This is a genomic window from Apilactobacillus xinyiensis (genome assembly GCF_019656235.1).
Lineage (GTDB): Bacteria > Bacillota > Bacilli > Lactobacillales > Lactobacillaceae > Apilactobacillus > Apilactobacillus xinyiensis.
This window is the reverse complement of the sequence record NZ_BPLL01000024.1, coordinates 1-26,189: the sequence shown is the minus strand read 5'-3', so window position 1 is coordinate 26,189 and position 26,189 is coordinate 1. Positions and strand designations below refer to the sequence as shown.

Sequence of the window (26,189 nt, the reverse complement as noted above, 5' to 3'; positions counted from 1 at the left end):
GAATATCGAAATCATTCCATGAAATTAAATATTTAATTTAGTAATAATTGTCTAACTTTTTTAAGGCACTTCATTATTGGTTAAGCTTTTTTATGCAATTATTTTAAAAATAATTAAAACAATTACTGAAAATACTGAAATAAAATTAAATAATATATGTGTGAAAATTGGAATCCAAATATTTTTACTAGTAATGTATGCAAAAGATAATACGATACCAGCTATTGCATATGATAATGAAGCAATCAAACTTCCACTAAAATTATAATAGTGTGAGAATCCAAACAGCAAACTAGAAATTATAATGGACACTAACATTAATAATTTATTGTTTTTAAAACGATACATCATTTCATGTCGGTACGCAATTTCTTCTACAAAAGCTACTCCTAGGTTTACAAAACCAACCAGTAAGGATAACGTTAAACCTGTCCAGGTATCAATTGGAAATGAATAACTAGGATATGGGCTTTTAGCTGGCGCAAAGTTATTAAAATAGCTACCAGCTAAACTCACAACGACTTGTAGAATAATATAAAATAAAATTATAATTCCTATATTTTTAAATTTATTTAGCTTGAACTGATGCCACTGTTCACTTAAAAAATTATGGTGACCTTTGATTTCATAGGCTAAAATGCCTATAAACCAAATCGATAGGATTCCCATATAAATATAGGTGTTATTACCAGCTATTTTCATATCTATAGTTAATACTATCAAAGTCATTACAAAGTATATCAATATAGCTTTAAAAAATCTAAAATCATATTTAGAGTTAAACAAAATTACACCCCCTAACATGTTATTTATAATTTTACCATTTAATTATAAAATAAAAGAAACTCATAAATAAAATTATGAGTTTCTTTTATTTTATTTTTGTAATTCAGGAAGTGTAATAGTAGTTTTACCATCATTAACTTCTAGGATAACTAATAACCAACGTTTAGCTTGTTGTGTTAAATTATTCATTTCAGAAGGTTTTACTTGAGAAAATGCTTTATTCATAGCTTTTAATTCACGGTTAAGAGCTTTAGTAGAAAGTTTTTGTGAATTACCCTTCATTCCTTGTTTAAATGCCTTTTTAAAATCTTTTTTAAATTTTTCTTTACTAGTATTTAAATCCAACATTTGTAACATTGTATCTTTAGTTTTTTACCTTGTTCAGTAGTTGGTTGGTAGTCTCTAACTGTAGGTAATAAATCTAAACTCATTACAGTTACAGCATCATACATTTTATTAGAAATTTTATTAATAGTCGTGTTTTGTTCTTTAATTGGTGAAACTGACTTTGCACTGGCAGTAACTGACCCTAAAGTAAGTGGTGTTACTAAAGCAACGATAGCCATGCTCTTAAATATTTTAATGTTATCATATATTTTTATTTTTTAACGTTAAAGTAACAATGTACAAAACTGTTTATTTGAATTCTTACCAATTAACTTATACTATACTTTAGTAAGCAATTTTCGAAAGGAGTTTTATTATGGATGCCAAAAAAGCAATTATTAATCGCAAATCAATTCGTGCTTTTAACAAACAAATTCCTAGTGATGAGGATTTACTAGACATTGTAAAAATAGCTCAAAAATCACCATCTTGGATTAATTCTCAACCTGTCAGAATATTTATTGCTAAAGGTGATAAACTAGATGCTATGCGTAAAGAACATAAATCAATTAATGAAAATCCTGATGTTCACACTAGATCTGATTTAAAATTTACACCAATTCGTGAATGGGATATTGAATCCCAAAACAACATGCATAACAAACGCAAAGCTGATTTGTCAATGTTTGGTAATAAATTTGATGAATTGAAACAAGTCCAATCCGATAATTTGTTTGACGCGCCTGCTGTTGTATACATTACTTTACCAAATAACTATACTGAATGGTCTCTATACGACGCTGGAGCAATGAGTGAGGCATTAATGATTGCAGCTCAAGACAAAGGTATTGATTCAATGCCTGCTTTTGAATTTGTTAAATACCCTGATCGATTACGTGATAACTTAGGTGTTAGAAATCGTAGCTTCGTTTTAGGTATTGGATTAGGTTATCGTGATGAAAATAATCCAATTAATCAAATTGAAGGTAAGCGTATGTCAGTTAATGAAGTAGCCAAAATTATAAAATAAAAAAGTTCCTGTAAGGGAACTTTTTTATTTTATTAACATTTGTATTAAGGCTAAAGATATGACCCCTACAATTACCACTACTAATAAGCTACGCGTTAAAATAGCACTTAACACAGTGGGAACTGTTGCTAATAAGTTAGCATAATCAATCGTAGGTAAGTGCCCTATTTGTTGGTGAAATAAATTTTCAAACCATAATGCTGACATAATCACAATTGGCACGAAACTTAAAAATTCAATTACCTTAGGCGATAATTCAAATTTTTTTAATAGTATAAATGGTAATACTCTCGATAAAAACGTTACTACCCCACTGGCAATAATTGTCCAAATTATAAAACTAGAAGAAGGCATGTTTTATCACCATCCCTAAAGTACAGCCTAAAATAGTTACTACGATAATTAATAAATTACTAGGTACAAAAATCAAACCTAAGTATACTAATACGAACACCAGTCCCACTACAATCAATTGTAGTCTAAATGGCAATTCTTTATCACCAATCATTTGTAGATAAAGTAAACCAATAAACATTGCAATTAAGGCAAAGTTTAAACCCAATTTATCCGGATTAGTAATAAATCCACCTATCAAAGCCCCCAGTAATGAAGAAAGTGTCCATGTAAAGTATGAAACCAAGTTTGCAGTGTTCAACCAAGCAAAATTCAAAGTCTTATGTGTGTAGTTTAATTTACTCATGCTTAATGCAAAACTTTCATCAGTTAACAAGCTCCCTATCAAAATGTTTTTAAACATGGATTCTTGCTTTAAAAAAGGTGCTACCGTCATGCTCATTAATATCATTCTTGAGTTAACTAAAAAGACTGCCAATACAATCCCTAACATAGCATTTCCAGCGGCTAGCATACTTACTAAAATGAATTGTGCTGAACCCGCATATGTAATCAAAGATACTAGCACTACTAATAAGGCATTCAACCCAGCAGCCTTAGCTACAATACCAAAAGCTAAGCCAATGCCAATATAACCAAAAACTGTAGGAAGGGCGTCTCGCATCCCAGTTGAAACATCAAGTTGATCATCCATGCAATCACTTCCCTATAAAATATAATTATCATTGAGTATATTTAAATTTATCTAAAAAAGCAACTACATTCAGTAAGCCAATTATAATAAAAAAGGTGAACTATATCTTAATATAGTTCACCTTTGTTTAAAAATTAGCTTTAAATTCTGTCACACTACCATTAGATTCGTCTTCAACTACACTAGCTTTGAATTCAATCTTATCACCTGGTCGCATTAGAGCAGTTCGATTGTTTTGTGCCGGATTAGCTGTAAAAATAGTCTTATTACCTTTGAGCATAAATTCAACTACTGATTTACCACCATCATTGACAATCGCTATACGATCAACCGTTCCATGATACTTTTTATAGTTCATAGCACTATGATTAGCATTAGTTCCCGCTTTTGTAATTAGTGCTTGTCTAAATGCTGCTAAAGTTGCATTAGCAGTAGAACTATTCGCATACAGGTTTTGATTGCTAGCATCCAAATAGTAATATCCTCGTAAGGTATTGGTGTTATCTAAAATACTCATTACCCATGTAGGATGTCCATACACATTATACAAAATAGGCATTTTAGCATTCCACTTTTGGGCACGATAATTTTCATTAGCATTATCGGTAGCGGAATCAGAATCCATTACATTCTGTAATTTATAGTAGGTAATTTTACCAGTTCGAGCATCGGTAGTAGAATAACCAATTGCCGATTTACTGGAATCGCTACTAGTATAATCTTCTACATATTGAATACGACCATTTTTATCGAACATACTAGTAACTCCATCTTCAGTTCCATTATGCGTAGGCTTAGCTACTCCTTGCTTAGCTCCTATAATGGTTGTATTCCAGAAACCATGATTATATTTACCATAAATATCATTCATCTTAGAAGCAACATCCGAAGTAAAACCTTCATCAATAAATTTAGGTGTTTGAGATGGTGAATATAACTGAGATTTACCCGTTTGAGCATTTAGAACCGCAATTTTCACCTTTTTATAATTTACACGACCATTGATGTTGCCCTTCTTATATAAAGTATCTACATAATAAGGATTTCCATGGTCATCAATTTCTAATTGCTCACCATCACTAAGTTCTTTATATCCTAAACTTTGACGAGCAATGGCACGGTCTGACTTGTGGTTAAACCAAAAGCTAGGTGCATACTTAATTGATTTCTTAATAAATTGTGGTTGTGCATCTGGATCAGTCGCACTAATCATAAAATATCCGGGTAATTCATGCATTTTACGATATTGCATAAAACCTTTAAAATCAATTCCAGCAATATAAACCGGCTTACCTTGATAGTACTGCGCTTGAATGTTGTCATTCAATACATAATATTGTGAATTATCAATGTCACTCATAGCTTTACGCATTTCCGAACGCGCAGTATCAGTAGAAATAGCCACTGGAGTTTCATCTTTTTTCATAGTTGGCACATCTTCAGTATGTGCAGTCTTAGCAGTTAAAGAGTTAAAACTCGTCATTGGTGAAAATGTCGTTACTACTAGCATAACTAATGCTAATAGAATTCCTAGACCAAAAACACTAGCAAAGAGCTTATACCTTAAATTAGCCAATTTATCATTTAAATCTGTTTTTCTCAATAAATCAACCGCAATAAACGGTACTACATAAAAAACAACCGTAAACAATAAACTAGTAAAGCAAATAATCCCTGTAACATTGACTAACAAGAACGGCACATAAGCTAATCCGGCCATTATCAAGGCCATTAGCACTAAGCGAATTGCCGTAGTGCCTAAAGTTAATCTATGTCTCACATGATAATTGAACGCATTTAAAAATATTTCCATAATCAACGGAACTATTAATCCAATCAAAATAATATTCAAATACCCCATAAATAATGTAATCTCCCCTTAAACATGTAATAAAAAGAATAATAACATACTTATAAAGACGAATGTATACCTAACCTAAATGTTTTATAGATACTTAGCGATCTTTTGTAAAATGTCTATGACGTTATCAACATCATTTTTGGAATAATTACTTAATAATTTAGTAGCTTGTCGGTTAATATGTTTTTCTAATTCAACATGTAAATGTGCTATTTTTTGACCCTTATCGGTTAAATGTACCATTACTTCTTTGCTATTTTGCGTTGTTTTATAACGTAATAAAACTTCTAAATCAGCAAGTTTTTTAATAGCACGCGAAACTGTTGGTTGCGATAAATTCAATTGCTGCGGTAAATTTTTAACTGGTATTGGTTGCTTACCACAATAAATAGCATTTAAGACATGCAAATCACGAGTACTCATTTTAATAATTACTTTTTGTAAAATAATATCATCAGTATGTTTTTGCATCCAAATTTTTTCACAATCATCGTTGCTATCTTGAATTAATAGTTGACCTACCGCTTTTCTTAACTCTGTTATCTGGTTCATAAATACCTCTCTTTTTTATTCACGTGAATAAATAATTGACTTAATCTTAAAAACAACTATAATAGCATTATATTCATATGAATAAATAATGTAAATAAAAATTGAAGAAGTGATTAATTTGACAAAGATTAATATCATTCTTGGTAGTTCCCGAAAGAATGCTTTAGGACTAAATATATTTAAATTTATGAAAAACAATCAACAAATGTATCAAAAACTAACTGGGGCACATTTTAAGTTTATTGATTTAAACGCTTATAAACTCCCCTTCTTTTACGAAGCAATACCTCCAATGGCTAATCAAAATCGTCAGCTACCTCATAATGAACAAAATTGGCTAGATGATATGCAAAATGCCGATGGATATATCTTTTTAACTCCCGAATACAATCACTCTTTTCCTGCAGTTTTAAAAAATGCTTTGGATTATTTAGCTCATCAAACGACTGGCAAAGCCACATTTATCGTTTCTTACGCAAATAATGCACGTGCTGGTCAATTTGGTGGCTTAGAATTATCCCATGTTTTATCAAAATTAGGGGCTTTTGTATGTCCTACAACTGAGATGATGAATATTCGTAACGTTCAAGATACTTTTAAAGCCAATGGAGATTTGATTAAACCATCCGAAACAGCTGACTACTATAATCAAAAAATAGCTACCTTAATACAAAAAGCTGCTTTTTACAGTCAACTATTTAAAAATAATCCCTTTGAAAAGGAGTAAATTAATGAAAATATTAGTAGTTCAAGGTAATCCTAACCCTGAATCTTTTACACATGCTAACGCCATGCACTATGTAGATGTTGCTAAACAAAATGGACATCAAGTATCAATAATCGACTTGAGCCAAGATAATTTTGACCCTGTTTTAAGATATGGATACCACAAACACATGGATGATGAAAGTTATCCTAAATATGTTCAAGACCTAATCGCTAAGGCAGATCACATTGCATTTTTCTTTCCTGTCTGGTGGTCAGCAGAGCCTTCCGTATTGAAAGGCCTAATTGATCGCACTTTAACTCCACGATTTGCCTATAGTCGCGATAATGAATCTGGTAAAATCAAAAAATTATTAACTGGAAAAACCGCTGACGTCTTTATAACTAGTCATGCACCAACTATCTTTTACAAAAGCATTTTTGGTAACGTTATTTTCCGTTGGAAAAATATGATTTTAAACTATTGTGGTATTAAAATGCAACATGGCTTTGTTTTAGGTAAAATGGATGACCCTAAAAAAGATACTGCTCAACGTCGTCAAAAATATATGCAAAAATGTGCTAATACTTTAATCAAGTAAAAAGAGATAACTATTATAGTTATCTCTTTTATTATTTTTTAATTTAAATTCCATCCATGTCGATAAAATGGTAGTGCAATGACTGCAATTAAAATTGATAAAGCAGTAGCCGATAGCTTATCATCAACATATGTTCCAACAATTATCGCTAAAAATAATTGCACAATTCCTACTGATGACATTGATATAATAACTTTAACTAAAGTTGTACGCTTTTTCTTATCTAATTTCATAGTCATCCCCACCTTTATCTTATGGTGGTTCACATTATATACACAATTACTCGCTTTTAAAAGGATTTACCTTATGCATTAATATAGTCTAAAATACGATACATAACCGTTTTATTTTCAGTTGGCACTGCATGTGCTAAAATATCTTGATTACTTTGTCCTAAAGCATTATCACAAGCATATTTATTATCGTTGACTACAATCTCACGTACATTATTAGCTAATGGTTCAAAATGAAATTGAAGTCCTACAATACGATGATTCATTACAAAGCCTTGATTTTTTAACAAATCACTGGAAAATAGTAGTTCAGCTTGATTTGGCACTTCAAACATTTCTTCATGCCAATGCAAAGCCGTTAATTGTTCAGGAATTCCATCAATTAAATCACTTTGCAAATATACAGGTGCCCAACCCACTTCTTTAGCTGGAGCTTTTGAAATACGATAACCTAAAGCTTTAGCAATTTGTTGCGCACCAAAGCAAGCTCCAAAAATGGGAATATTTTTTTGTATCGCTGCCCGAATTAAATCACGTTCTTGATGTACCCATTCAATATCATCATTAGGACTCATGGGGCCACCTAAAATGACTAACATATCAGTTTCATCAATCGTGGGTAAGTTACCAAATTGATATGGATGATAAATATATACATCATGATTATGATCTTCAGCCCAACTTTGAATTGATCCAGGGCCTTCATTTGGAGTATGTTGTAAAATATTTATGCGCAAAATAAATAACCTTCTTTTTAATAGATTTACACAAATATTATATGCTTATTAATGAAAAACTGGAAATATATAGAATAAACATTTATAATTTACATAATACAGCGGAGGTTTCTAAATATGAAAGTCAAATTAACAGCGTTAGTCGTTATTATTTTAATCGTCTTTGGAATTACCGGAATACAAAGGATAAATAGACTGAATAAAGGAAATTACATTAATATATATAATGCTAAAGCTGATTTAGTAAAAAAAGACTATAACAATAATAATGTTAAGGATTTAAGTAACTTGATTAACCAAAAGATTAATAGTCGCTTAGATAGCAATTTAGAACTGCCTAAGGGCTCAAAAAAGCAATTCAAGTATCGAATCACACAGGTTAATGACGGTGCACATATGTCTATTACTACTTATAAGAATAAATATGCTGAGATTAAGTATCGAAATACTCATGAATACCTTAGTTTCTATATTAAGTTAACTAATGAAGAGTATCAAAAAGTTCAATCTATTCATTAAAAAAGACCACTTACAGATTTGTAAGTGGCCTTTTTTATTTAATCATAATATTGTTTTATGTTAGTATAATATTTAATTTATTATGGAGGTGGTTAGAAAAGTAAATTAATACTTTTCAATAAAATGAATAAAAAACAAATATCGAGCGTTGCTTGGTTTATATTCTTAAAAAACATAAAGAAGATTTCCTATTGGACAGTATTGATATGGCCAATTACGCTAGGTCTATGTTATTTTTTGATTTATAAGCAGGTCAATGTTCATGTAAATTCTAGTCATTCTAATTTAGTTATTATACTGTGTATATTTTCATTGTTTATAACATTTTTTCTCGGCAATATTATTGGAAATGAATTCGTTATTAAAAAAACATCTAAAATAAATGAATATTTAGCCTCATTTGTTAAAACTCGAAACTTATTCTGGGGTAATTTAATAGGTGTTACATATATTTTATTATTTTCCATAAGTATTTATTGCTTTGTATACTACTCGTTAAGTTACTACTTTCCATTTATAAATAATTACTTGTTATCTCTAATAGGTAACTATTCAATAATAGGTGTGTTTATAGATTTTTTAAATATAACTATATTAATATTGTGGATTCTTGTAGCTGCTTCTATATTGGGAATGCATTCAAATACAGAAAAACAAATTTCTAAAAGACTATTTTATATATATTTTTATATTATATTGGCTGCATGGGGAATATTAAAACTAAAAACTTTATCTACAGTAAAAATGTCATTTAATTTTATACCTGTTTTTTCACAATTTAATTGCATGTCAACAATTGCATATAACAATTTTAACAACTTTATATTTTTAATTATTCAAGTTATCATACTAACTTTTGTTGTTAATTTTGCTAATAGAAAATATTCACAACTGTTCTAAGGGATGATGTTATCTTGAATAAAATTAATTATAAACAAGTTTTTATTATTGCAATGTATGAATTTAAAAATAGTTGCAAATCTTTTTCATACTTTACCTCATTGCTATTTCCAATAGTTATTTTTTGTAGTTTTGATAAATATATAAACAATGATTTTAAAAATAAAACTATCAACATTACCAAATATGCTTCACAAATATTTGCAATATCAATTCCAATAATAATTTTTGCAATTAGTATATTGTACATATCCGCTTTGGCCAATCTAATAGCCCGTGATAAATCAAGTAAAATGTCAGAAATGTTTCTTTCATTCGTGGGTGCTAAAGAGCAATTATTAGGAAAAATAATGGGTATTTACTTTTTAATAGTTATTCAATTTATAGTATTTACATTGTTCGTAATTGTTTATACATTTTACACTAATACACCTGTAGTCATTGATTTTATAAACAATATAAATCTAAGTAATTTAGCATATTCTATAATAAATATTTTTGTATCATTTTTATTATTGTTTACTTGGACTGCTGAGTTTGCGTCATACATCACGGATTCTTCACAAACAATCGTCGCAACTATTCCTACCATGCTATTTGCTGCTATGGCATGTATTCAAGGAGTTTTCTTTAGTGTAAATAGTAACTGGTTTGAAGCCTTTAGTATTTATGGAATCATTTTCTTTTTAGCTGCATCATTTCCACCTGTAGGTACATTTGTGGTACCTTCACTCATATTAAATAATGTAATGCCAATATGGGAAGCCTATATTATTTTACTAATACAATTAATTATAAGTAGTATACTTTTTAATTCCGCTGCTAAAAGATATAAATATGGCCTTTTAAATCACAAAAAATCTAACATTATTTTGAAAGCCATGAACGATGAATTTAAAAAGAAAGGATAAGTGAAATGATTGAATTTAAGAATGTTTCTAAAAATTTTGGTAACTTTAACGCCGTTTCTAACCTTTCTTTTAAATTAAATAAGGGAGAAATATTAAGTCTTATTGGACAAAATGGAGCTGGAAAATCTACAACTTTTCATATGTTGTTAGATTTTATAAAACCTACTAAAGGGCAAATCATATGGAATAAAAATTTAAAACGTACTATTGGTTATATGCCCGAAGAAAGAGGATTATACCCTAAAGAAAGTATTAAAAATCAAATATTATATTTTGCTGCCCTACATGGTATGCACAAAAGTAAAGCCTATGTAGAGTTAAAAAAATGGATGAATAAACTAAATGTAGTTGGCGAACCAAATGATCATATTGAAAGCTTATCTAAAGGGAATGCACAAAAAGTCCAACTTATTGCTTGTTTAATGTTTTCTCCAGAATTGTTAATTTTAGATGAACCATTTTCTGGATTAGACCCTGTTAATGCTGATTTATTAATCAAAGCTATTCTGGAAGCTAAAAACAATGGTACTATGATTATTTTTTCTACTCATAATATGGAAAATGTAGAAAAGCTTTCTGATTATATAATCATGTTAAGTCACGGTAAGACAGTTTTAAAGGGAGATATTCATTCTATTTATAAACAATTTGGAAGAACTAGATTATCTATAGAAGGATATAAAAATATTAAACTTTTAGAAGATTTTCCAGGAATTAAAAATATAGATTTTTATAAAGATGATTGTGCTAACATGGAATTAGAAAATGAGAATGTTGGAAAAACCTTATTCAATAAAATATCTGAAGATGGTTATGTGCCTGTTTTTGACCAACACTATCCCAGCTTAGATAGTATCTTTAAATTAAAAGCTAAATAAAAAAGACCACTTACAGATTTGTAAGTGGCCTTTTTTATTTATTTTTATTAAACAGAATAATTTTACTAAATAATATTAAAACTAACCCATATAAAATAAATGCAAAGTATGAAAAATTATATCCAAAAGTAGATAATAGTGGAAATAAAATTCCAGTAACTGGTGGAGCCAAGACAAGTAATGAATTAACAGTTGTAACAATTCCTCCAAGTGATTCAACTGCATATGACCGTATTATTTTAGCAGTAAATCTAGGAGACACTATTCCTAAGTTAAAAGCAATTAAACTCGATGCTAATAATACAATATAAATATTATTCATATAAAAGCCTATTCCAATTAAAATAATAAACAAACTGGCTAAATTATTTAGCTTATTATTAGATAATTTTATGAAAATTTTACTGCTTAAATAATTACCAATAATCATAAATATTGTAATATTTATAGATAAAGCAGCAATTAAAATCGGACGAAAAGAAGTATTTACATTAATTTGCTTAATTAGTATAACAAACATTGGAGTTAGTCCACCAAAGAAACCATTAATTAATGAAAGTTGAAATAAATCGTTTAGTATTGTTCTATTGCTAAACAATTTATAAAAGTTTTTTAGAATAGTCTGAAAAATAGAATCTGAATTTTTGTTAATAGCTATTTGTTTTTCACCATGTTTTAAATCTGATGAAATTAAAAATATACAAGATAAAACTATCAAAAATATAACAGCATTTATAAAAGCTATTGTGCTGCTAATAAAAAATGATAACAATATTGATCCAATTAAAGTTGATAAAACATTAATACATTGAGCAGTTATACTTATAATGCCCTGGGCTTTTTCTATATCATCTTTTCCAATAAAAATCTTTGTAAATGGTGTAATTAATGATGAAGAATAATTTCCTACGAAACCGGAAAACATATTCAATAAAGATATTATTAAAATCAAATTTAAGTTTAAAGATTGATAGAATAAAATTCCAATGATAATAAAAATTATAGTTCTAGTTATTGAATTTTTGACTAAAATTTTATACTTATTTCTTTTTTTATCAGATATATTACCTAAGATAAAACTAAATAAAATAGGAACTGTTTCAGAAATGGAAAACATAGCCACTGCTAAATTAGACTGAGAAACTAATGAAGCACTGGTTAACATTACCGTATAAAATAGTCTATCGCCCAATCTAGAAAGCAAATTAATTCCAGCTATTTTAGAAAACTCTTTATTACTTTTAATAAAACTAAACATATAATCACTCTCCTACGTTAATAAAGAAAGTATTACATTTTGTGTTATTATACTGAACAAATGGTAAACGTTTGTTTACTAAAATAGAAAGTGTGATTACAGTGTATGGAAAAACTATAAAAGAAATAAGAATAAAGAAATATTTATCTTTAAAAATGGTTTACAGTGGTATTTGTTCAAAAACTAATGCTATAAAGTTTGAAAAGGGTTTGAGACAAATATCTATAGATAAATTCTTAAAGGTTCTAGATAATTTAACAATTAATTTTGAGGAGCTATTGTGGATTCATAATGGTTGCATGCCATCACCCACTTCAAAATTAAGCTATGAATTAACAACATTGTGGAATGAAGGTAAAGTTAGTGAATTTAAAAAATACATAAATTTTATTCGAAAAAATAGTACTGGTATGGATAAGGTCAAGTTAGCTAATTATGTTTTACTAAAAGAACATAGTGACGGTAAGAATTTAGAGAATAATAATTCAAATGAATTTTATATTAATATAATTACAAATTATTTATCTAATTTACAATACTGGACAATATATGATTTTAAAACATTTAATAACAGTTGTTATTTAATTCCTTATAAACTAATGATTTATCTACTTAAAGAAGCTTTAAGAGCTCAAAAAAGATACCTTTTCTTTAATAATATGAATCAAATATTATATAGCATTTTATCAAACTGTATAGACAGAATGATATTAGAAAAAGATTTCAATAATGCCAATAACTTCACTAAAAGATTAGATGAAATAAGCCTAAGTATTAACAATTTGGAGTTTAGATTGTTAAACGAGTATTATAAAGCAAAAATAGAGTATCTCACTACGAATAAAATTAATGGAAAAAAACGATTAATAAATATACTAAACACAGCCAACATTTTAAAAGTAAGTCAAATAAAAAATGAAATTAAAAGTTTATTAAAAATAAAGGGATAACACAATGTTAATGTGTTATCCCTTTATTTTTAATTTATTTAATGTAAGTGTATTTATAGTTCCATTGTGTTCCAGCAGTATTGTGAATTACACCTTGTACTTTCGGTTGTTTCAAGTAGTAAGTGTCATCTTGGAATAATGGTGATACACCTTGAGTAATATTTAGTTCCTTGCTGGCGTTAACTAAATCTTGCCAACGTTTGCTAGCATCATTGGAATCAACATTTTCAGCTTGGTTAACTAATTCATTATACTTATCACTATTGTATTTACCATAGTTATAAGATGTGCCTCTTTGTGGGATTTGTAAGAAGGTAATTGGATCATTAAAGTCTCCACCCCAAGTATCTAAGCTAATATCGAAGTCACCGCTTTGTTCACGTTGACTAGCGATTTTAGATGGAACGCTAGTTAAGCTTAAAGTTAAGCCTGGTAATTTACTTTCTAATTGTTCCTTCAAGTATTGGTTAGCTACAGTGGAATTAGCATTTTCATTACTTGTTAAGAGATTAAGTGAAACTTGTTTAATACCTAATTCTTTTAGACCTTTATCCCATAGTTCTTTAGCTAATTTAGGATTGTAATTTAGCGTATCTTTTACACCTTGTTGATCCGCAAAATCTTTCCCAGTCTTAGGATCACGAGCTAAACCTTTTGGTACAAAACCAGTAATTGGATCAGATTTCAAATATAAAACTTTTTGAGATAATACGGAACGATTAATGGCTAATGAAATTGCACGACGAATATTATCATTGTTGATGATAGCTTTCTTTTGAGCATCCTTGTCATTAAAGTTATATCTCAAATATGAAATCATTGAATATGAATAATCCTTTAAATTAGGGTCATTTTGATAGTTTTTCAATTGATCTGTTGCTAGTGGTGTAATGTCAATACTACCTTGGTTATAAAGGTTTAAACTTGTTGATGGATTGCTAACTAAAGTGTAGTTAATGCGATTTAATTTAACCACTTTTTTATCCCAGTATTGATTATTTTTTACATATGACCACTTATCACCAGTTCCATTCCAATTAATCATCTTGAAGGGACCGGAGTAAACCATGTATTTAGAGTTGGTACCGTATTTATCACCATATTTCTTAACAGCAGCTTCACTTTGTGGTCCAAATAATGGATATGCCATTAAAGTCTTAAAGTAAGCCACAGGTTTGGTTAAATGAATTTTAACAGTGTGGTTGTCTACTGCTTCAATTCCTAACTTGTTTGGATTCATTTTACCAGCACGAATGGCATCCCCATTTTGTACCGCATTAAATAAGTAAGCATACTGTGCTTTAGTACTTGGTGTTACTGTACGACGCCATGAATATACGAAATCTTTTGCAGTAATTGGACTGCCATCACTAAATTTAGCATCTCTTAATTTAAACGTCCAAGTCTTGCCATCTTTACTACTATAACCCTTAGTAGCTAGTCCCGGAGTAATGCTACCCTTTTCACCTAGACGATAAAAACTTTCATATACATTTCCAGTTGAACCATAACCACCGGCCTTAGAAATATCAATCGTATCTAAACGACTACTGGCGGCTAAGTTCAAGGTTTGCGTTTTAGCTTCGTTATTAGATTTATTAGCATTTTTAGAACCGCAAGCAGTCAAACCCACTCCCAAAATTACTGCTACTGCTGATAAGCCTAGTATATTACGTACCTTCAACTTCATTCACTCCCCAAAATTTATATTGTACTAATAGTTAAAAAAAGAGCCACTACTTGAAAACTAACGAAACCGCTAGCTTAGAAGTAGTGACTCTTCTATAGTGAAAATCTCATTGATTAGTTATTATCAAACTCGTTCAATTAAGAATTGCACCTTAAAAGGGTTACCACATCTGTGCTAACGTACATTTGACAACAACATTCGCATTGGTTAAACATAGTTTTCATCATGTGATAATCCTCCCTCAACTAATTTAGTATCATAACTATAATTAATTTGTTAATGAATGTCAATTATAAAGACTTTATTTTTACCAAATTCCTAGTGTTGGTCCGACCATATATAGTCCAAAAGCCATAATTATCAACGATAGACTAATAACAATCCAACGGTAAATTCCATGCATTCGATATTTGTCTGGTAATGCCTTGGCCTCTAAAATTAATAGAAAGCCAAGTACGATTGGAATCATTAAAGCATTAATAACTTCTACCGTAATGGAAATCGAAACTAAATTTTTACCAAATAAAGCCATGATCGCACTTAATAAAATAATTGCTCCATACATTGCATAGAAACCAAAATTTTTACGGTTAAGTTTTTCATTTAAACTATGACGCCACTTTAAAGTTTCGGTAATCCCCCAAGCACCAGCTAAAGCTACCACTAGCACTGCTACTAATGCACCACCTAATAAACTGGAACCTAAAATCAATCGAGCAGCATCCCAACCGATATAATTAGATAATGAACTCACTAAATTAAATACCGTTTCTTCGGTTGAGTTAGTATTATCTTTAAACACCGTGGCTGCAAATAACATTACAAAACCAATCATAATACCTTGTGTAATAAAAGTACCAATTAGCGTGTCACCTTGTTCTTTACGAATCATAGAAGGACGAAGATGCTTATCAACCACTGCACTTTGTTGATAAAAAATCATCCATGGCATAATTACTGCCCCCACGTTGGCTGCTACTAAATAAAGATATGATTCATTATGTAAGGGCATTGTCTGCATCCCTTGATAAATATCATTTGCCGAAGGGTGTACCATTACTAATCCAATGATGAACGTTAATTCGAATAACCCTAAAATAACCCCAATTTTTTCTACTCTTCGATAGTTACCAGTTAGCGCAATTACAATTAAAAATAATGCGGTAACTGTCACCGTGAACCATTTAGAAATTCCAAACAGTTCCCCTACGCCAATAACACCAATAAATTCGGTTAGTAAAGCTCCAATAATAGAAATTAGTAAGGTAGCTGCTGATAAATACGCCCAGCCTTTACCAAAATAGTCACGAATTAACTCGCCATGTCCCTTTTGAGTAATTATCCCTAAACGTACTGTAATTTCTTGGACCATGAATAGAATGGGAATTAATAAAATTTGCGGCAATATCATTGAATATCCAAAACTAGCTCCTGATTGAGCAGCTGTAATCAAGCAACCGGCATCCGTATCCGCTAACATAATTATCAATCCTGGTCCCATTACTGTTAGCCAACTTTTTAGATAATCTTTATAGTTATGTTTATTTGTATTAGCTGACGTTTTATTTAAATTTAACATCATTTCCATCCTTTTTTGCAAAAATAAAAACACCCTAGTTAATAACTAGCATGTTAAATGAATTAACCCACTGAGTCTTCCATTTGATAGTCAATTAAACGGTTTAATTCAACTGCATATTCCATTGGTAATTGTTTAGAAAATGGCTCAATAAAACCCATGATAATCATTTTAGTTGCCTCTGCTTCAGTTAAACCGCGACTCATTAGATAATAAAGATCTGTTTCAGAAATTTTTGATACTTTAGCTTCATGTTCCAAAGTTGTGTCGCCATTTTGAATAATGTTGGTAGGAATAGTATCACTTTTAGATTGATCATCCATAATAATGGTGTCACATTCAATATGTGATTTAGACCCTTGACTATTAGGTCGCATCCGAATTTTACCGCGATAGTTGCAAATTCCACCAGTTTTACAGATTGACTTAGAAATTACATTTGAAGAGGTAAATGGAGCATTATGACGCATAATACAACCAGTATCTTGAAAAATATGATTACTAGCAAATGCTATCGATAGCATTGTTCCAGTTGCATGCGGACCATTTAAGTCGATACTAGGATATTTCATTGTCACCTTAGAACCTAGATTACCATCAACCCATTCCATCGTTGCATTTTCTGCGGCTGATGCTCGCTTAGTTTCTAAACTATACACGTTGTCTGACCAATTTTGAATCGTAGTATATCGGGCGAAAGCATCACGTTTTACAAACACTTCAACTATAGCAGCATGCAAACTATCTTCTGAGTAGTTGGGCGCAGTACAACCTTCGACGTAATTAACACTTGCGCCTTCTTCGACCACTAAAATTGTGCGTTCAAATTGTCCGGTACTACCATTGTTAATTCTAAAAAAACTTTGAATTGGAATTTTACAATGAACTCCTTTGGGAACATATAAGAACACACCACCGGACCACACCGCAGTGTTTAAAGCAGCAAATTTATTATTTTCTGGACCAATTAGTTTACCAAAGTACGTTTTTACTAACTCTGGGTATTCACGTAGGGCCGTATCAGTATCACAAAAAATAATGCCCAGTTTGGCATATTCTTTTTTTAGATTAGCGTATACTGCTTCGGATTCATATTGGGCTTCTGCACCTGCCAAATATTTACGTTCTGCTTCCGGCACACCCAGTTTTTCAAAGGTCTGTTTCATACTATTAGGTACATCCGACCAGTCACGTGCAACTTGATCAGTAGCTCTTTGGAAGTAATTAATGTTATCCAAATCTAACTTTGATAAATCTGGGCCAAATTTAGGCATTGGTAATTTTTGATATATTTTAAAAGCCCGTAATCGTAAGTCTAACATCCACTGAGGTTCATGCTTTTGGGATGAAATTTCACGAACAATCGATTCGTTTAAGCCTTTTCCAGTAGAATACACTGGTTGATAATCATCTTTAAAACCATACTGATACTCGTCATTACTATTTAAAATGTCATCGTCCATCAACTTCACCTTCATTCAAAACTTGATACATCGCTTTCCATGGCAACATCGCACATTTAATCCGCACTGGTAGTTTAACAATTGCTTGTAAAGCAATTGCATCACCTAATGCCTTAGGATTATCGATTTCTTGTTGCATCATCATTTGCGAAAACTGATTTTCCAAATGGTTAATTTCGGTAACCGAATGCTTTAAACAAACTTTTTCCATGATAGCCGTAGCAGCTTTAAAAATAACACACCCATCAGCTTGGTAAGCAATCACATGTACTAACCCACTTTTTATTTGTACACTTAGAATTAATTTATCACCACAGGTAGGATTCTCTAAGCTGATTTGATAAGTATCCTGGCCGTTTAATAGGGGTTTATTTTTTAAACGTACAGCATAGTCCATAATTGTTCTTTGATAGATTTCATTAATGTCCATATGAAGTGAAAAACTCCTTTGTGGCTTTGACTGCTTTAACTAACTGACTAATCTCATCTTGAGTATTATAAAAGTAGGCACTAGCTCGTACAGTTGCATTAGTATGTAACGCTTGCATCAAAGGTTCTGCACAGTGATAACCTGCTCTTACAGCAATTCCGCGTAAATCAAGTGCTGAAGCTACATCATGTGCATGCACCCCTTCGACATTAAAAGTTACAATTCCAGTATCACGAATTGGATTACCATAAACCACAACGCCATCTAAGGCTGACAATTTATCATACATAAACTGTCCTAAAAATTGACAACGCTTTTGGACCATATGCATGTCCAATGTATTTAAATAATCTAAGGCTGCGCCTAGACCTAATACACCCATAACATTCGGCGTCCCTGCTTCTAAACGAATTGGAATTGGTTGTGCCTTAAAATGATTACGATCGACACTAGTAACCATGTCACCACCTACTGCAGTGGGTTCGATTTTTTCTAACAGATCTGGTTTACCATATAACACCCCAATACCGGTTGGTGCTAACATTTTATGGCCTGAAAAGACTAACCAATCTGGATTGAAAGCACTAATGTTAACGGGCATATCTGGTACCCACTGAGCAGCATCAATTAATATTTCAGCATTATGTTGGTGGGCTATTTTAGCTAATTGTTCAATTGGATTAAGATTACCTAATACATTCGAAACTGCAGCTACCGCAACTAATTTTGTATGATCATTAATTACTTTTTGAGCTTGCTGCACATCTAACTGACCATGCTCATTCAATTCAATGTAACGTAAATGCGCATCACATTTTTCAGTTAAACGTTGCCAAGGTAACAAATTACTATGATGCTCACTAATCGCTACTACTATTTCATCACCTGGCTGTAATTGGTGTGCAAAATAACCATTGGCCACTATATTAATTCCATCAGTCGTACTTTTAGTAAAAACAATTGATTTAGCACTGGGCGAGCCAATAAAATCGCTCACTGTTGTGCGAACTTTTTCATATGCATCAGTCGTACGTTGAGCAGCCATATAATTACTACGATGGACATTGAAGCTATGATTTGTATAGTCATCTGCCATACGATCAATTACAATTTGCGGTTTTTGAGTCGTCGCCGCATTGTCTAAATAGATTAATTGATTATTTTTAAAAAATGGAAAATCATTTCGAATTTTATCATCTAACATTGAAACGCCCCTCCAATTTATCTAACATTTGCTTACGCATTTGTTCGTTAGGAAATGCGTCAATCAATGGTAATAAGAATCCACGCGTCAGTAACAACTTTGCTTGACGTAATGGAATGCCTCGACTATTCAGATAATACAATTGATCAGCATTTACTTTACCGACACTTGCTGCGTGTCCAGCAACTACGTCATAATTATCAATCAATAAAATTGGATCAACTTGTCCTTGACTAGTACTATCTAAAGTTAATAATCGACTAGCTTGATCAGAATAAGCTCCATATCCATTTTTCGTGATTACACCATTAGTGTGAAAATTAGTTTTGGCACGTTCAGCCACAATTCCGCGAGCTTGAATTTCTCCATGCGTGTTACGACCGTGATTGATAATCTCAGCATTGACGTTTTGTTGCTGTGTATTCATCCCTAAACTAACTACATTTAGGTAACCCTCACTTTGCTCACCATCTAGACTAAAGCTACTATCATAAAGTGTATTGTGAGCATTGAACAACCCTACAAAAGTATGTAAAGTCGCATTACGCGCTAAATAAGCATTTAAAACACGATGATGATATTCACTTTTAGCATTATTTTCATCGAAATATTTAATATGGGCATTATCGCCTAATAAAACCTCTACCATTAAACAATCTTTTTTAGGAGTAGTACCACAATCATTAAATGTAAAAGTAGCTTCAGCATTAGCACCTGCGATAATAAGTAAATGTTTTTCTAATTGTGTATGATCAATGAAATTTGTAAGATTAATTGGTTCATTACAAATAGTATTTGAAGGTAAGAAAATAAATGCTCCTGTCGTTAAATATGCCAAATGGCGTGCATTTAAAGCATTATCTCGCCAAGGAATGGTTTTTTCCATTAAATTTTCTTGAATAAGCGTGGGATATTCTTGAGCTGCTGCGAACAAGTCCATCATAATAACTCCCTGTTGCTTTAAGTGCTGTGGAGCTAGATTGTCGTTATTAACTGTAACCGCCGTTAGCTTAGGGTTTGTCATTTGATATGGGCGTTGTTGAGCACTTAACGGTAAACTGCAATAAATGTCGCTAGCCACCTCGCGTTTAGCTACTAGCCAAGCCGGTTCACCATGTGATTTGGCAAATTCTGAAATAGTTAATTCAGTCATTATTCATCCACCAACTTAATATTTAACCCTAACTTATCACGCAATTGTGCGTAACCACCCTGTTCCAGACTCTTAGCTAGTTCAATACCACCACTAGCAACTATTTTCCCATCCATCATTACATGTACAACATCGGGTTTAACATATCTTAATATACGATCGTAGTGCGTAATAATTAACGAACTAAAGTGATTGCCACGCATAGTATTAATTCCTTTGGAAACTACTTTTAAAGCATCAATATCTAGTCCAGAGTCAATCTCATCTAAAATAGCTAATTGTGGTTTAACCATCATCATCTGCAAAATTTCATTACGTTTCTTTTCACCACCAGAAAAGCCTTCGTTCAAATAACGGTCTGTATAATCCAATTTGATATCTAAAATATCCATGGCTTTAGATAGTGATTGCATGAACTCTAATACCGTTGGTTGTGCCGATTTTGGACGCATTGCATTAACGGCTGCACGAATAAAGTCAGCGTTCTTAATTCCTGGAATTTCAGTTGGATACTGCATTGCTAAAAATATACCTAACCGTGCGCGTTCATCAGTAGATAATTTTGCTAAATCAGTCCCATTAAAATTTATCTGTCCATGCGTAATTTCATACTTGCCAGAATTCATAATGGTTTGGGATAGAGTCGATTTACCAGTACCATTAGGTCCCATAATTACATGAATTTCACCATCAGGGATTTCCAGATTCAAGCCCTTAATTACTTCTTGATTGTTTTCTATAATTTTGACATGTAAGTCTGTAATTTTAAGCACACTATTTTCCTCCCTAATGTACTAATCGATCCCAAATGACTACTTTATTTTGTTTTAACGATTCAGGAACTTCAATGATTCTTTGGTTCGAGCTACCACGAAATTGTAGGGTTAAATCTTTTTTATCTTCTAAGAAACGGCCATCAACTAAAATGTCAATCAATGAAAGTAATTTTAATTTATCATATGATTCTTGCATTAGTTCTTCCCACTTATAACCTGTCCAGGACCAAATGTCTTTAGCATGGCCAAATTCTTTTCGTATTCGTTCACATAGTTTAATACATACTTGCGTATTCAAAAATGGTTCGCCACCTAATAAGGTTAGTCCTTGTACATACGGTTTACGCATGTCTTCAATGATTTGATCTTCTAGTTCCTGTGTATATGGTTGTCCATAATGAAAATTTTGGGCAGCCACGTTATAACAGCCAGGACAGTGAAATAAACAACCACTTACGTATAAACTACAACGAACCCCTTCACCATCGACAAAGTTAAATGGCTTGTAATCAGCAATATATTGTAAGCTTAAATCATCAGCCATCCACTCTTTGGGTGTCGGATTGTTTGGCTCTCTCGTATTGCGCGGCATTTTGTACCATCCCTTTCGTCATATTTTTAACTCGTGCCGATATTTCTTCATGTCTACCATGAACCATCGGACGTGCTTGTGGATTACCCAAGTAACCACAAGTTCTTTTTACTACATCACAATATTTTGGATTATGATTTCCACATTGTGGACATTCAAAACCACGTGCTGTAGGTTTAAAATCACCTTTAAAGCCACATTTGAAACATTGATCAATTGAAGTATTAGTTCCTAAATAACCAACATGGTCATATGCCCAATCCCAAACAGCTTCTAAGGCTTTAGGATTTTGTTTTAAATTAGGGTATTCACAGTAATGAATAAATCCAGCAGAAGCATAATGTGGATATTCTTCCTCAAATGATAATTTTTCAAATGGAGTTGGATTTTTACGAACATCATAATGGAAACTGTTGGTGTAATATTCTTTATCGGTAATATCAGTAACCTGTCCAAATTTTTTAATGTCATCTTGGCAGAAAGTATCAGTTAAGGATTCAGCTGGGGTGGAATATAAACTGTAGTGATAACCGCTATCTTTTGACCAAGCTTGACAAAGTTCGTTTAAACGTTTAACGATTTCAACCGTAAAGGCGTGGGCATCGGCATTATGTTCCCAATCAGGACCAAAGAAGCTAGTCCCTACTTCATATAATCCAATGTAACCCACTGATACCGTGGCACGTTCGTTACGGAATAGCTCATCAACAATATCGTCATCATTTAAACGTTTACCAAATGCTCCGTACTTGTAAAGCAGTGGGGCATTATAAGGCTTAGCTTCTTTACAACGTTCAATTCGATAAGCTAACGCCTCATGTACAATGTTCATTTTATCGTTAAAAATGTCCCAGAATTTTTCGACATTGCCCTTAGCATACAAAGCAATCCTTGGTAAATTAACGGTAACTACTCCTAAGTTCATACGACCAGCGTTAACTTCCTTACCATCTGCATCAGTCCATTTTGGTAGAAAAGAACGGCATCCCATAGGTGCTTTAAAATTACCTGTAATATCAGAAAGGACATCATAATTTAAAATATCGGGATACATACGTTTAGTGGCACAATCAATGGCTAATTGTTTAACGTCATAGTTAGGATCTGTTGGATTTAAATTCAAGCCACGTTTTAATGCAAACGTTAACTTAGGAAAAATGGCTGTTCGACGTTCGACACCTAATCCTTTAATTCTAATTCTAAAAATATCCTTTTGAATTTCTTTTTCAAACCAGTTAGTACCTAAGCCAAAACTAACCGTAGTAAATGGAGTTTGTCCTTGTGATGAATACAAAGTGTTTATTTCATATTCTAAAGCCTGCATTGCATCGTAAATATCCTTACGAGTACGGTCTAAAGCATATTCAGCTTGTTTATCTTCAGGAACCCATTGTTTTGCCGTTTCTAAGTGTTTGTCATAGTTAAGTTTGGCAAATGGTGCTAAGACTTCATCAGCTCGATCAAATGAAATACCACCATATTGAAGTGAAGCTACGTTAGCAATGATTTGTGCCACTTGTGCAGTTGCGGTTTGAATTGATTTTGGTGATGATACTTGTGCGTTACCAATTTTAAAACCGTTGTTCAACATATTGGCAAAATCGACTAAACAACAATTAGTTTCTGGTGTTGCAGGAGAATAATCTAAGTCGTGCCAATGAATATCACCGCGCAAATGTGCTTTGGCCACCAATGGAGGTAACATTTTTAGACCAATGGCTTTACTAGAACGTCCAGCTTGTAAATCACGTTGCGTGTTAAACACTTTACTATCTTTGTTGGCATTTTCATGTACAACTCGTGAATTACGATCAAACAATTGCTTAATATTATTTTCAATATCGGTAGCTTTTTGCCAAGTTTTGTCATCTTGAATTTTAGCAGTTTGATAAGCTGCTAAGGCCGTAGTTAGTTGATTTTCACTTAGATAGTTTTCAATCACATTACGAATTGTGTTAGTGCTAATTTCGTTGTTAACCACTTGGCCAAAAATATTTTTATAAATAGCATCAATTTGTGTAGCATTTAATTTTAATTGTTCAAAAATATAATCTAATTTATATATGTAAAATGGAGTTTTTTGATTATTAGTTTTAATTACTTTTAAATTTTTGTGTTTCACTCGAAGCATCTTCCTTCTAAATTCCAATATATATTGTGCAATTAATAATCTTAGCACCCATATATTGTGTTAACAAGACTTGACTTTAGAAAAAATTAAGATTTTATTCGCACTTTATAAATAAAAAGCTATCAACCATAATGATTGATAGCTTTTTCAAATGTAATTTTTTAAGGTTATAGATTTAGTTATTTTTTTGGTGTAAAAAATGGATACGTGTTTGAAATTTTTTGGGAGGTTTAATTTTAGTATTTAGTATATGCAGTTATCATTAAATTTTAACTTTACAATGCGGTGAAACTCACCTCATTAGATCGGACTGCCCTCAGCTACAACTGAACGAGGATTATAGAACTTACTGTATTCATCTTGATCAACAAACACACTACCGCGTTCATCTCTGTAAATGCCGGTTGGAAGATTAATCTTTGATGAATTGTATCGTGAAAGATTAATTAATTTATTAGTTTGTTTCATGTAATCTCCTCCTAACTATTTACAATGCGGTGAAACTCACCTCATTAGATTGGACTGCCCTCAGCTACAACTGAACGGGGATTATAGAACTCACTGTATTCGTCTTGGTCGACGAACACATTACCGCGTTCATCTCTGTAAATGCCGGTTGGAAGATTAATCTTTGATGAATTGTATCGTGAAAGATTAATTAATTTATTAGTTTGTTTCATGTAATCTCCTCCTAACAATTAAGATTATTATCATTATATTCTAATTTTAATTTAATGCAAGCTTTTTTATTAACTTTTTTAAATTAATTTTCAATCAGAACTGAGTATAAAAATATTATGCTAAAATGATGATTAAAATTACTATCAAAAACCCAACTATAGAAAGGCTTTATCTAAATGAAAAATATTAAAATGGACCAATACAACTTTAAATATCAAGATGATATAATGTGCGTTTATGACAATGAAAAGCAAAAAATTGCTTTTATTTCTAAATACTATGATTTACTTTTACTGGTTGAAAAAATAGATGGACACTTAAACTTTCAACCTGAACTGTCAGTAAACATTGTTGAAGACAATCAAAGTAGTTACATCATAACCACTAGTGATTAGAGAGGGCTACAAAATGAACCAAATTAATTTAGATGCATATACAATTAATTACGATGAGCAATTGGACTATATTTATGATCAAGCCAGCAAGACCGTTGCTTTTTTCATGAAATCAGAACAAGCCGAACTTGGTGGATATGTTTCTATCTGTGCAGTAATTCAAATTATTAACTCAAAAATTATTTTTAAATTCCGCTATGCAACTCATTTAATTAAATATTCTGCCAAAAACTATGCCGTAATGGTCAACGTGTAAAGGAGTTTTTTATGAAAATAGAACGTCTTGGATATACGTTTAATTTACCGGACAATGTGCAATGTTTAACCGATTCGAATAAAATTGTCGTTATGGATAATAGCTATAATGTTTTGTATTTGGTAATTGAATTAGGCAAAACCATTAAATTCACTAAAAACGAAAATTTTCAAATTAGCGTTGAAGAAATAGATTTTAAAAAATATAAAATATTTTCATCAGAAATGGACTGATACATTTGAATTCAATTAAGTTCAATCAATATGAAATCTTTTACGATAATCGCATAGCGCCAATCTATGATAAACAGAAAAATGTTATTTTCTTTTGTTCCAAGGATTTTAAGTGCTTAAATATGATTATGAAAATAAATCAACAAAAGCATTTAGAATATAAACTATGTGAAGAAATAACTTTATATAGCTTATCTAAATATCAAAAACGTATTGAATTAACTTGTAAACCACTCGGTCATTAATGACCGAGCTTCTGGGAACACTGCTGACTTACACGATAGTGTCTAGCACTTTCGTGCAGAGGTT

Annotated in this window: 31 protein-coding genes; 10 read left to right on the top strand and 21 right to left on the bottom strand. The window is 31.5% G+C overall.

Annotated elements, in window-relative coordinates; genetic code table 11:
- Positions 1–90: 90 nt before the first annotated feature.
- The 3 genes from K5Q11_RS05880 to K5Q11_RS05870 all read right to left on the bottom strand — a co-directional run bounded on the left by K5Q11_RS05880 (position 91) and on the right by K5Q11_RS05870 (position 1,352).
- Positions 91–786, bottom strand: a complete 696-nt coding sequence (locus K5Q11_RS05880; protein WP_220751900.1) for a CPBP family intramembrane glutamic endopeptidase — start codon at positions 784–786, stop codon at positions 91–93.
- Positions 787–876: 90 nt separating this feature from the next.
- Positions 877–1,143, bottom strand: coding sequence for a hypothetical protein (locus tag K5Q11_RS05875; RefSeq protein WP_220751897.1), 267 nt, complete (start codon positions 1,141–1,143; stop codon positions 877–879).
- Positions 1,122–1,352, bottom strand: a complete 231-nt coding sequence (locus K5Q11_RS05870) for a hypothetical protein (protein WP_220751895.1) — start codon at positions 1,350–1,352, stop codon at positions 1,122–1,124. The genes K5Q11_RS05875 and K5Q11_RS05870 overlap by 22 nt, the downstream gene beginning before the upstream one ends.
- A 137-nt stretch (positions 1,353–1,489) precedes the next feature.
- Here K5Q11_RS05870 and K5Q11_RS05865 point away from each other — a divergent pair, with 137 nt between their 5' ends.
- Positions 1,490–2,143 carry a nitroreductase gene (locus K5Q11_RS05865; RefSeq protein ID WP_220751893.1) on the top strand — a complete coding sequence of 218 codons (654 nt, stop codon included), beginning with the start codon at positions 1,490–1,492 and terminating at the stop codon, positions 2,141–2,143.
- 24 nt (positions 2,144–2,167) lie between these two features.
- Here the strand turns inward: K5Q11_RS05865 and K5Q11_RS05860 are convergent, their stop codons facing one another.
- From K5Q11_RS05860 to K5Q11_RS05845, 4 genes are all read right to left on the bottom strand, one after another.
- Entirely contained in the window at positions 2,168–2,497 is a 330-nt protein-coding gene (locus tag K5Q11_RS05860; protein ID WP_220751891.1) for an AzlD domain-containing protein, read from the bottom strand.
- Entirely contained in the window at positions 2,484–3,191 is a 708-nt protein-coding gene (locus K5Q11_RS05855; RefSeq protein ID WP_220751889.1) for an AzlC family ABC transporter permease, read from the bottom strand. The genes K5Q11_RS05860 and K5Q11_RS05855 overlap by 14 nt, the downstream gene beginning before the upstream one ends.
- Positions 3,192–3,318: 127 nt before the next feature.
- Positions 3,319–5,052: a spermidine synthase family protein gene (locus K5Q11_RS05850; RefSeq protein ID WP_220751887.1), complete on the bottom strand. Its 1,734-nt coding sequence runs from the start codon at positions 5,050–5,052 to the stop codon at positions 3,319–3,321.
- A gap of 84 nt (positions 5,053–5,136) precedes the next feature.
- Entirely contained in the window at positions 5,137–5,604 is a 468-nt protein-coding gene (locus K5Q11_RS05845; RefSeq protein WP_220751885.1) for a transcriptional regulator, SarA/Rot family, read from the bottom strand.
- Positions 5,605–5,722: 118 nt separating this feature from the next.
- Here K5Q11_RS05845 and K5Q11_RS05840 point away from each other — a divergent pair, with 118 nt between their 5' ends.
- Together K5Q11_RS05840 and K5Q11_RS05835 are read left to right on the top strand one after the other, a co-directional pair.
- The gene (locus K5Q11_RS05840) at positions 5,723–6,331 is read left to right on the top strand and encodes an NADPH-dependent FMN reductase (protein WP_220751883.1); all 609 of its coding nucleotides are present in this window, start codon (positions 5,723–5,725) and stop codon (positions 6,329–6,331) included.
- A gap of 4 nt (positions 6,332–6,335) precedes the next feature.
- Positions 6,336–6,911, top strand: a complete 576-nt coding sequence (locus K5Q11_RS05835) for an NAD(P)H-dependent oxidoreductase (protein ID WP_220751881.1) — start codon at positions 6,336–6,338, stop codon at positions 6,909–6,911.
- A 38-nt stretch (positions 6,912–6,949) separates the two neighbouring features.
- Here K5Q11_RS05835 and K5Q11_RS05830 read toward each other — a convergent pair whose 3' ends face one another.
- A complete protein-coding gene (locus K5Q11_RS05830) occupies positions 6,950–7,144 on the bottom strand; it encodes a hypothetical protein (protein WP_220751878.1) in 195 nt (64 codons plus the stop codon).
- 71 nt (positions 7,145–7,215) lie between these two features.
- Complete coding sequence (locus K5Q11_RS05825) at positions 7,216–7,881, bottom strand: type 1 glutamine amidotransferase (RefSeq protein ID WP_220728710.1); 666 nt, start codon at positions 7,879–7,881, stop codon at positions 7,216–7,218.
- A 117-nt stretch (positions 7,882–7,998) separates the two neighbouring features.
- Between K5Q11_RS05825 and K5Q11_RS05820 the strand changes: the two genes are divergently transcribed.
- The 3 genes from K5Q11_RS05820 to K5Q11_RS05810 all read left to right on the top strand — a co-directional run bounded on the left by K5Q11_RS05820 (position 7,999) and on the right by K5Q11_RS05810 (position 11,089).
- Positions 7,999–8,400 (top strand): hypothetical protein, encoded by a 402-nt coding sequence (locus K5Q11_RS05820; RefSeq protein ID WP_220751876.1) that lies wholly within the window; start codon positions 7,999–8,001, stop codon positions 8,398–8,400.
- Positions 8,401–9,314: 914 nt separating this feature from the next.
- On the top strand, positions 9,315–10,211 hold the full coding sequence (locus tag K5Q11_RS05815) for an ABC transporter permease (RefSeq protein WP_220751874.1): 897 nt from the start codon (positions 9,315–9,317) through the stop codon (positions 10,209–10,211).
- Positions 10,212–10,216: 5 nt separating this feature from the next.
- Positions 10,217–11,089: an ABC transporter ATP-binding protein gene (locus tag K5Q11_RS05810; RefSeq protein ID WP_220751872.1), complete on the top strand. Its 873-nt coding sequence runs from the start codon at positions 10,217–10,219 to the stop codon at positions 11,087–11,089.
- A 34-nt stretch (positions 11,090–11,123) separates the two neighbouring features.
- On the opposite strand, the gene K5Q11_RS05805 is transcribed toward K5Q11_RS05810, so the two are convergent.
- The gene (locus tag K5Q11_RS05805) at positions 11,124–12,347 is read right to left on the bottom strand and encodes an MFS transporter (RefSeq protein ID WP_220751870.1); all 1,224 of its coding nucleotides are present in this window, start codon (positions 12,345–12,347) and stop codon (positions 11,124–11,126) included.
- 101 nt (positions 12,348–12,448) lie between these two features.
- Here K5Q11_RS05805 and K5Q11_RS05800 point away from each other — a divergent pair, with 101 nt between their 5' ends.
- A complete protein-coding gene (locus tag K5Q11_RS05800) occupies positions 12,449–13,297 on the top strand; it encodes an Rgg family transcriptional regulator (RefSeq protein ID WP_220751868.1) in 849 nt (282 codons plus the stop codon).
- Positions 13,298–13,331: 34 nt separating this feature from the next.
- Here K5Q11_RS05800 and K5Q11_RS05795 read toward each other — a convergent pair whose 3' ends face one another.
- The 11 genes from K5Q11_RS05795 to K5Q11_RS05745 all read right to left on the bottom strand — a co-directional run bounded on the left by K5Q11_RS05795 (position 13,332) and on the right by K5Q11_RS05745 (position 24,995).
- Positions 13,332–14,987, bottom strand: coding sequence for a peptide ABC transporter substrate-binding protein (locus K5Q11_RS05795; RefSeq protein WP_220751866.1), 1,656 nt, complete (start codon positions 14,985–14,987; stop codon positions 13,332–13,334).
- A gap of 307 nt (positions 14,988–15,294) precedes the next feature.
- Positions 15,295–16,575 (bottom strand): NRAMP family divalent metal transporter, encoded by a 1,281-nt coding sequence (locus K5Q11_RS05790; RefSeq protein WP_373311498.1) that lies wholly within the window; start codon positions 16,573–16,575, stop codon positions 15,295–15,297.
- A gap of 53 nt (positions 16,576–16,628) precedes the next feature.
- Positions 16,629–18,029, bottom strand: coding sequence for a Fe-S cluster assembly protein SufB (sufB, locus tag K5Q11_RS05785; RefSeq protein WP_220751864.1), 1,401 nt, complete (start codon positions 18,027–18,029; stop codon positions 16,629–16,631).
- Positions 18,019–18,459, bottom strand: coding sequence for a Fe-S cluster assembly sulfur transfer protein SufU (gene sufU / locus K5Q11_RS05780; RefSeq protein WP_220751862.1), 441 nt, complete (start codon positions 18,457–18,459; stop codon positions 18,019–18,021). Before sufU ends, sufB begins: the two co-directional genes overlap by 11 nt.
- Positions 18,449–19,663: an aminotransferase class V-fold PLP-dependent enzyme gene (locus K5Q11_RS05775; protein WP_220751860.1), complete on the bottom strand. Its 1,215-nt coding sequence runs from the start codon at positions 19,661–19,663 to the stop codon at positions 18,449–18,451. Before K5Q11_RS05775 ends, sufU begins: the two co-directional genes overlap by 11 nt.
- On the bottom strand, positions 19,653–20,816 hold the full coding sequence (locus tag K5Q11_RS05770; protein ID WP_220751858.1) for a SufB/SufD family protein: 1,164 nt from the start codon (positions 20,814–20,816) through the stop codon (positions 19,653–19,655). Before K5Q11_RS05770 ends, K5Q11_RS05775 begins: the two co-directional genes overlap by 11 nt.
- Entirely contained in the window at positions 20,816–21,589 is a 774-nt protein-coding gene (sufC, locus tag K5Q11_RS05765; protein ID WP_251067919.1) for a Fe-S cluster assembly ATPase SufC, read from the bottom strand. The genes K5Q11_RS05770 and sufC overlap by 1 nt, the downstream gene beginning before the upstream one ends.
- A gap of 13 nt (positions 21,590–21,602) precedes the next feature.
- Positions 21,603–22,184, bottom strand: coding sequence for an anaerobic ribonucleoside-triphosphate reductase activating protein (nrdG, locus tag K5Q11_RS05760; protein ID WP_220751855.1), 582 nt, complete (start codon positions 22,182–22,184; stop codon positions 21,603–21,605).
- Complete coding sequence (nrdD, locus tag K5Q11_RS05755; RefSeq protein ID WP_220751853.1) at positions 22,129–24,315, bottom strand: anaerobic ribonucleoside-triphosphate reductase; 2,187 nt, start codon at positions 24,313–24,315, stop codon at positions 22,129–22,131. Before nrdD ends, nrdG begins: the two co-directional genes overlap by 56 nt.
- A 300-nt stretch (positions 24,316–24,615) precedes the next feature.
- Complete coding sequence (locus K5Q11_RS05750; RefSeq protein ID WP_220728716.1) at positions 24,616–24,783, bottom strand: hypothetical protein; 168 nt, start codon at positions 24,781–24,783, stop codon at positions 24,616–24,618.
- Between the two features lie 44 nt (positions 24,784–24,827).
- Positions 24,828–24,995 (bottom strand): hypothetical protein, encoded by a 168-nt coding sequence (locus tag K5Q11_RS05745; protein ID WP_220751851.1) that lies wholly within the window; start codon positions 24,993–24,995, stop codon positions 24,828–24,830.
- A gap of 177 nt (positions 24,996–25,172) precedes the next feature.
- On the opposite strand from K5Q11_RS05745, the gene K5Q11_RS05740 reads away from it, so the two are divergent.
- The 3 genes from K5Q11_RS05740 to K5Q11_RS05730 are packed head-to-tail and all read left to right on the top strand — an operon-like array spanning position 25,173 to position 25,880.
- Positions 25,173–25,391, top strand: a complete 219-nt coding sequence (locus tag K5Q11_RS05740; protein ID WP_220728717.1) for a hypothetical protein — start codon at positions 25,173–25,175, stop codon at positions 25,389–25,391.
- A gap of 13 nt (positions 25,392–25,404) precedes the next feature.
- Positions 25,405–25,647, top strand: coding sequence for a hypothetical protein (locus K5Q11_RS05735; RefSeq protein ID WP_220751849.1), 243 nt, complete (start codon positions 25,405–25,407; stop codon positions 25,645–25,647).
- 11 nt (positions 25,648–25,658) lie between these two features.
- The gene (locus K5Q11_RS05730; RefSeq protein ID WP_220751847.1) at positions 25,659–25,880 is read left to right on the top strand and encodes a hypothetical protein; all 222 of its coding nucleotides are present in this window, start codon (positions 25,659–25,661) and stop codon (positions 25,878–25,880) included.
- The last annotated feature ends 309 nt before the right edge of the window (positions 25,881–26,189 follow it).

Excerpts from the sequence above, each read along its gene's own strand:
- K5Q11_RS05805 (WP_220751870.1), bottom strand. The coding sequence starts at position 12,347 with ATGTTTAGTTTTATTAAAAGTAATAAAGAGTTTTCTAAAATAGCTGGA.
- K5Q11_RS05865 (WP_220751893.1), top strand. The coding sequence starts at position 1,490 with ATGGATGCCAAAAAAGCAATTATTAATCGCAAATCAATTCGTGCTTTT.
- K5Q11_RS05855 (WP_220751889.1), bottom strand. The coding sequence starts at position 3,191 with ATGGATGATCAACTTGATGTTTCAACTGGGATGCGAGACGCCCTTCCT.
- K5Q11_RS05835 (WP_220751881.1), top strand. The coding sequence starts at position 6,336 with ATGAAAATATTAGTAGTTCAAGGTAATCCTAACCCTGAATCTTTTACA.
- K5Q11_RS05850 (WP_220751887.1), bottom strand. The coding sequence starts at position 5,052 with ATGGGGTATTTGAATATTATTTTGATTGGATTAATAGTTCCGTTGATT.
- K5Q11_RS05795 (WP_220751866.1), bottom strand. The coding sequence starts at position 14,987 with ATGAAGTTGAAGGTACGTAATATACTAGGCTTATCAGCAGTAGCAGTA.
- K5Q11_RS05820 (WP_220751876.1), top strand. The coding sequence starts at position 7,999 with ATGAAAGTCAAATTAACAGCGTTAGTCGTTATTATTTTAATCGTCTTT.
- nrdG (WP_220751855.1), bottom strand. The coding sequence starts at position 22,184 with ATGCCGCGCAATACGAGAGAGCCAAACAATCCGACACCCAAAGAGTGG.
- K5Q11_RS05860 (WP_220751891.1), bottom strand. The coding sequence starts at position 2,497 with ATGCCTTCTTCTAGTTTTATAATTTGGACAATTATTGCCAGTGGGGTA.
- K5Q11_RS05740 (WP_220728717.1), top strand. The coding sequence starts at position 25,173 with ATGAAAAATATTAAAATGGACCAATACAACTTTAAATATCAAGATGAT.
- K5Q11_RS05735 (WP_220751849.1), top strand. The coding sequence starts at position 25,405 with ATGAACCAAATTAATTTAGATGCATATACAATTAATTACGATGAGCAA.
- K5Q11_RS05770 (WP_220751858.1), bottom strand. The coding sequence starts at position 20,816 with ATGACTGAATTAACTATTTCAGAATTTGCCAAATCACATGGTGAACCG.
- sufU (WP_220751862.1), bottom strand. The coding sequence starts at position 18,459 with ATGGACATTAATGAAATCTATCAAAGAACAATTATGGACTATGCTGTA.
- K5Q11_RS05810 (WP_220751872.1), top strand. The coding sequence starts at position 10,217 with ATGATTGAATTTAAGAATGTTTCTAAAAATTTTGGTAACTTTAACGCC.
- K5Q11_RS05730 (WP_220751847.1), top strand. The coding sequence starts at position 25,659 with ATGAAAATAGAACGTCTTGGATATACGTTTAATTTACCGGACAATGTG.
- K5Q11_RS05845 (WP_220751885.1), bottom strand. The coding sequence starts at position 5,604 with ATGAACCAGATAACAGAGTTAAGAAAAGCGGTAGGTCAACTATTAATT.
- K5Q11_RS05830 (WP_220751878.1), bottom strand. The coding sequence starts at position 7,144 with ATGAAATTAGATAAGAAAAAGCGTACAACTTTAGTTAAAGTTATTATA.
- K5Q11_RS05775 (WP_220751860.1), bottom strand. The coding sequence starts at position 19,663 with ATGTTAGATGATAAAATTCGAAATGATTTTCCATTTTTTAAAAATAAT.
- K5Q11_RS05745 (WP_220751851.1), bottom strand. The coding sequence starts at position 24,995 with ATGAAACAAACTAATAAATTAATTAATCTTTCACGATACAATTCATCA.
- nrdD (WP_220751853.1), bottom strand. The coding sequence starts at position 24,315 with ATGCTTCGAGTGAAACACAAAAATTTAAAAGTAATTAAAACTAATAAT.
- sufB (WP_220751864.1), bottom strand. The coding sequence starts at position 18,029 with ATGGACGATGACATTTTAAATAGTAATGACGAGTATCAGTATGGTTTT.
- K5Q11_RS05875 (WP_220751897.1), bottom strand. The coding sequence starts at position 1,143 with ATGTTACAAATGTTGGATTTAAATACTAGTAAAGAAAAATTTAAAAAA.
- K5Q11_RS05750 (WP_220728716.1), bottom strand. The coding sequence starts at position 24,783 with ATGAAACAAACTAATAAATTAATTAATCTTTCACGATACAATTCATCA.
- K5Q11_RS05870 (WP_220751895.1), bottom strand. The coding sequence starts at position 1,352 with ATGGCTATCGTTGCTTTAGTAACACCACTTACTTTAGGGTCAGTTACT.
- K5Q11_RS05790 (WP_373311498.1), bottom strand. The coding sequence starts at position 16,575 with ATGGAAATGATGTTAAATTTAAATAAAACGTCAGCTAATACAAATAAA.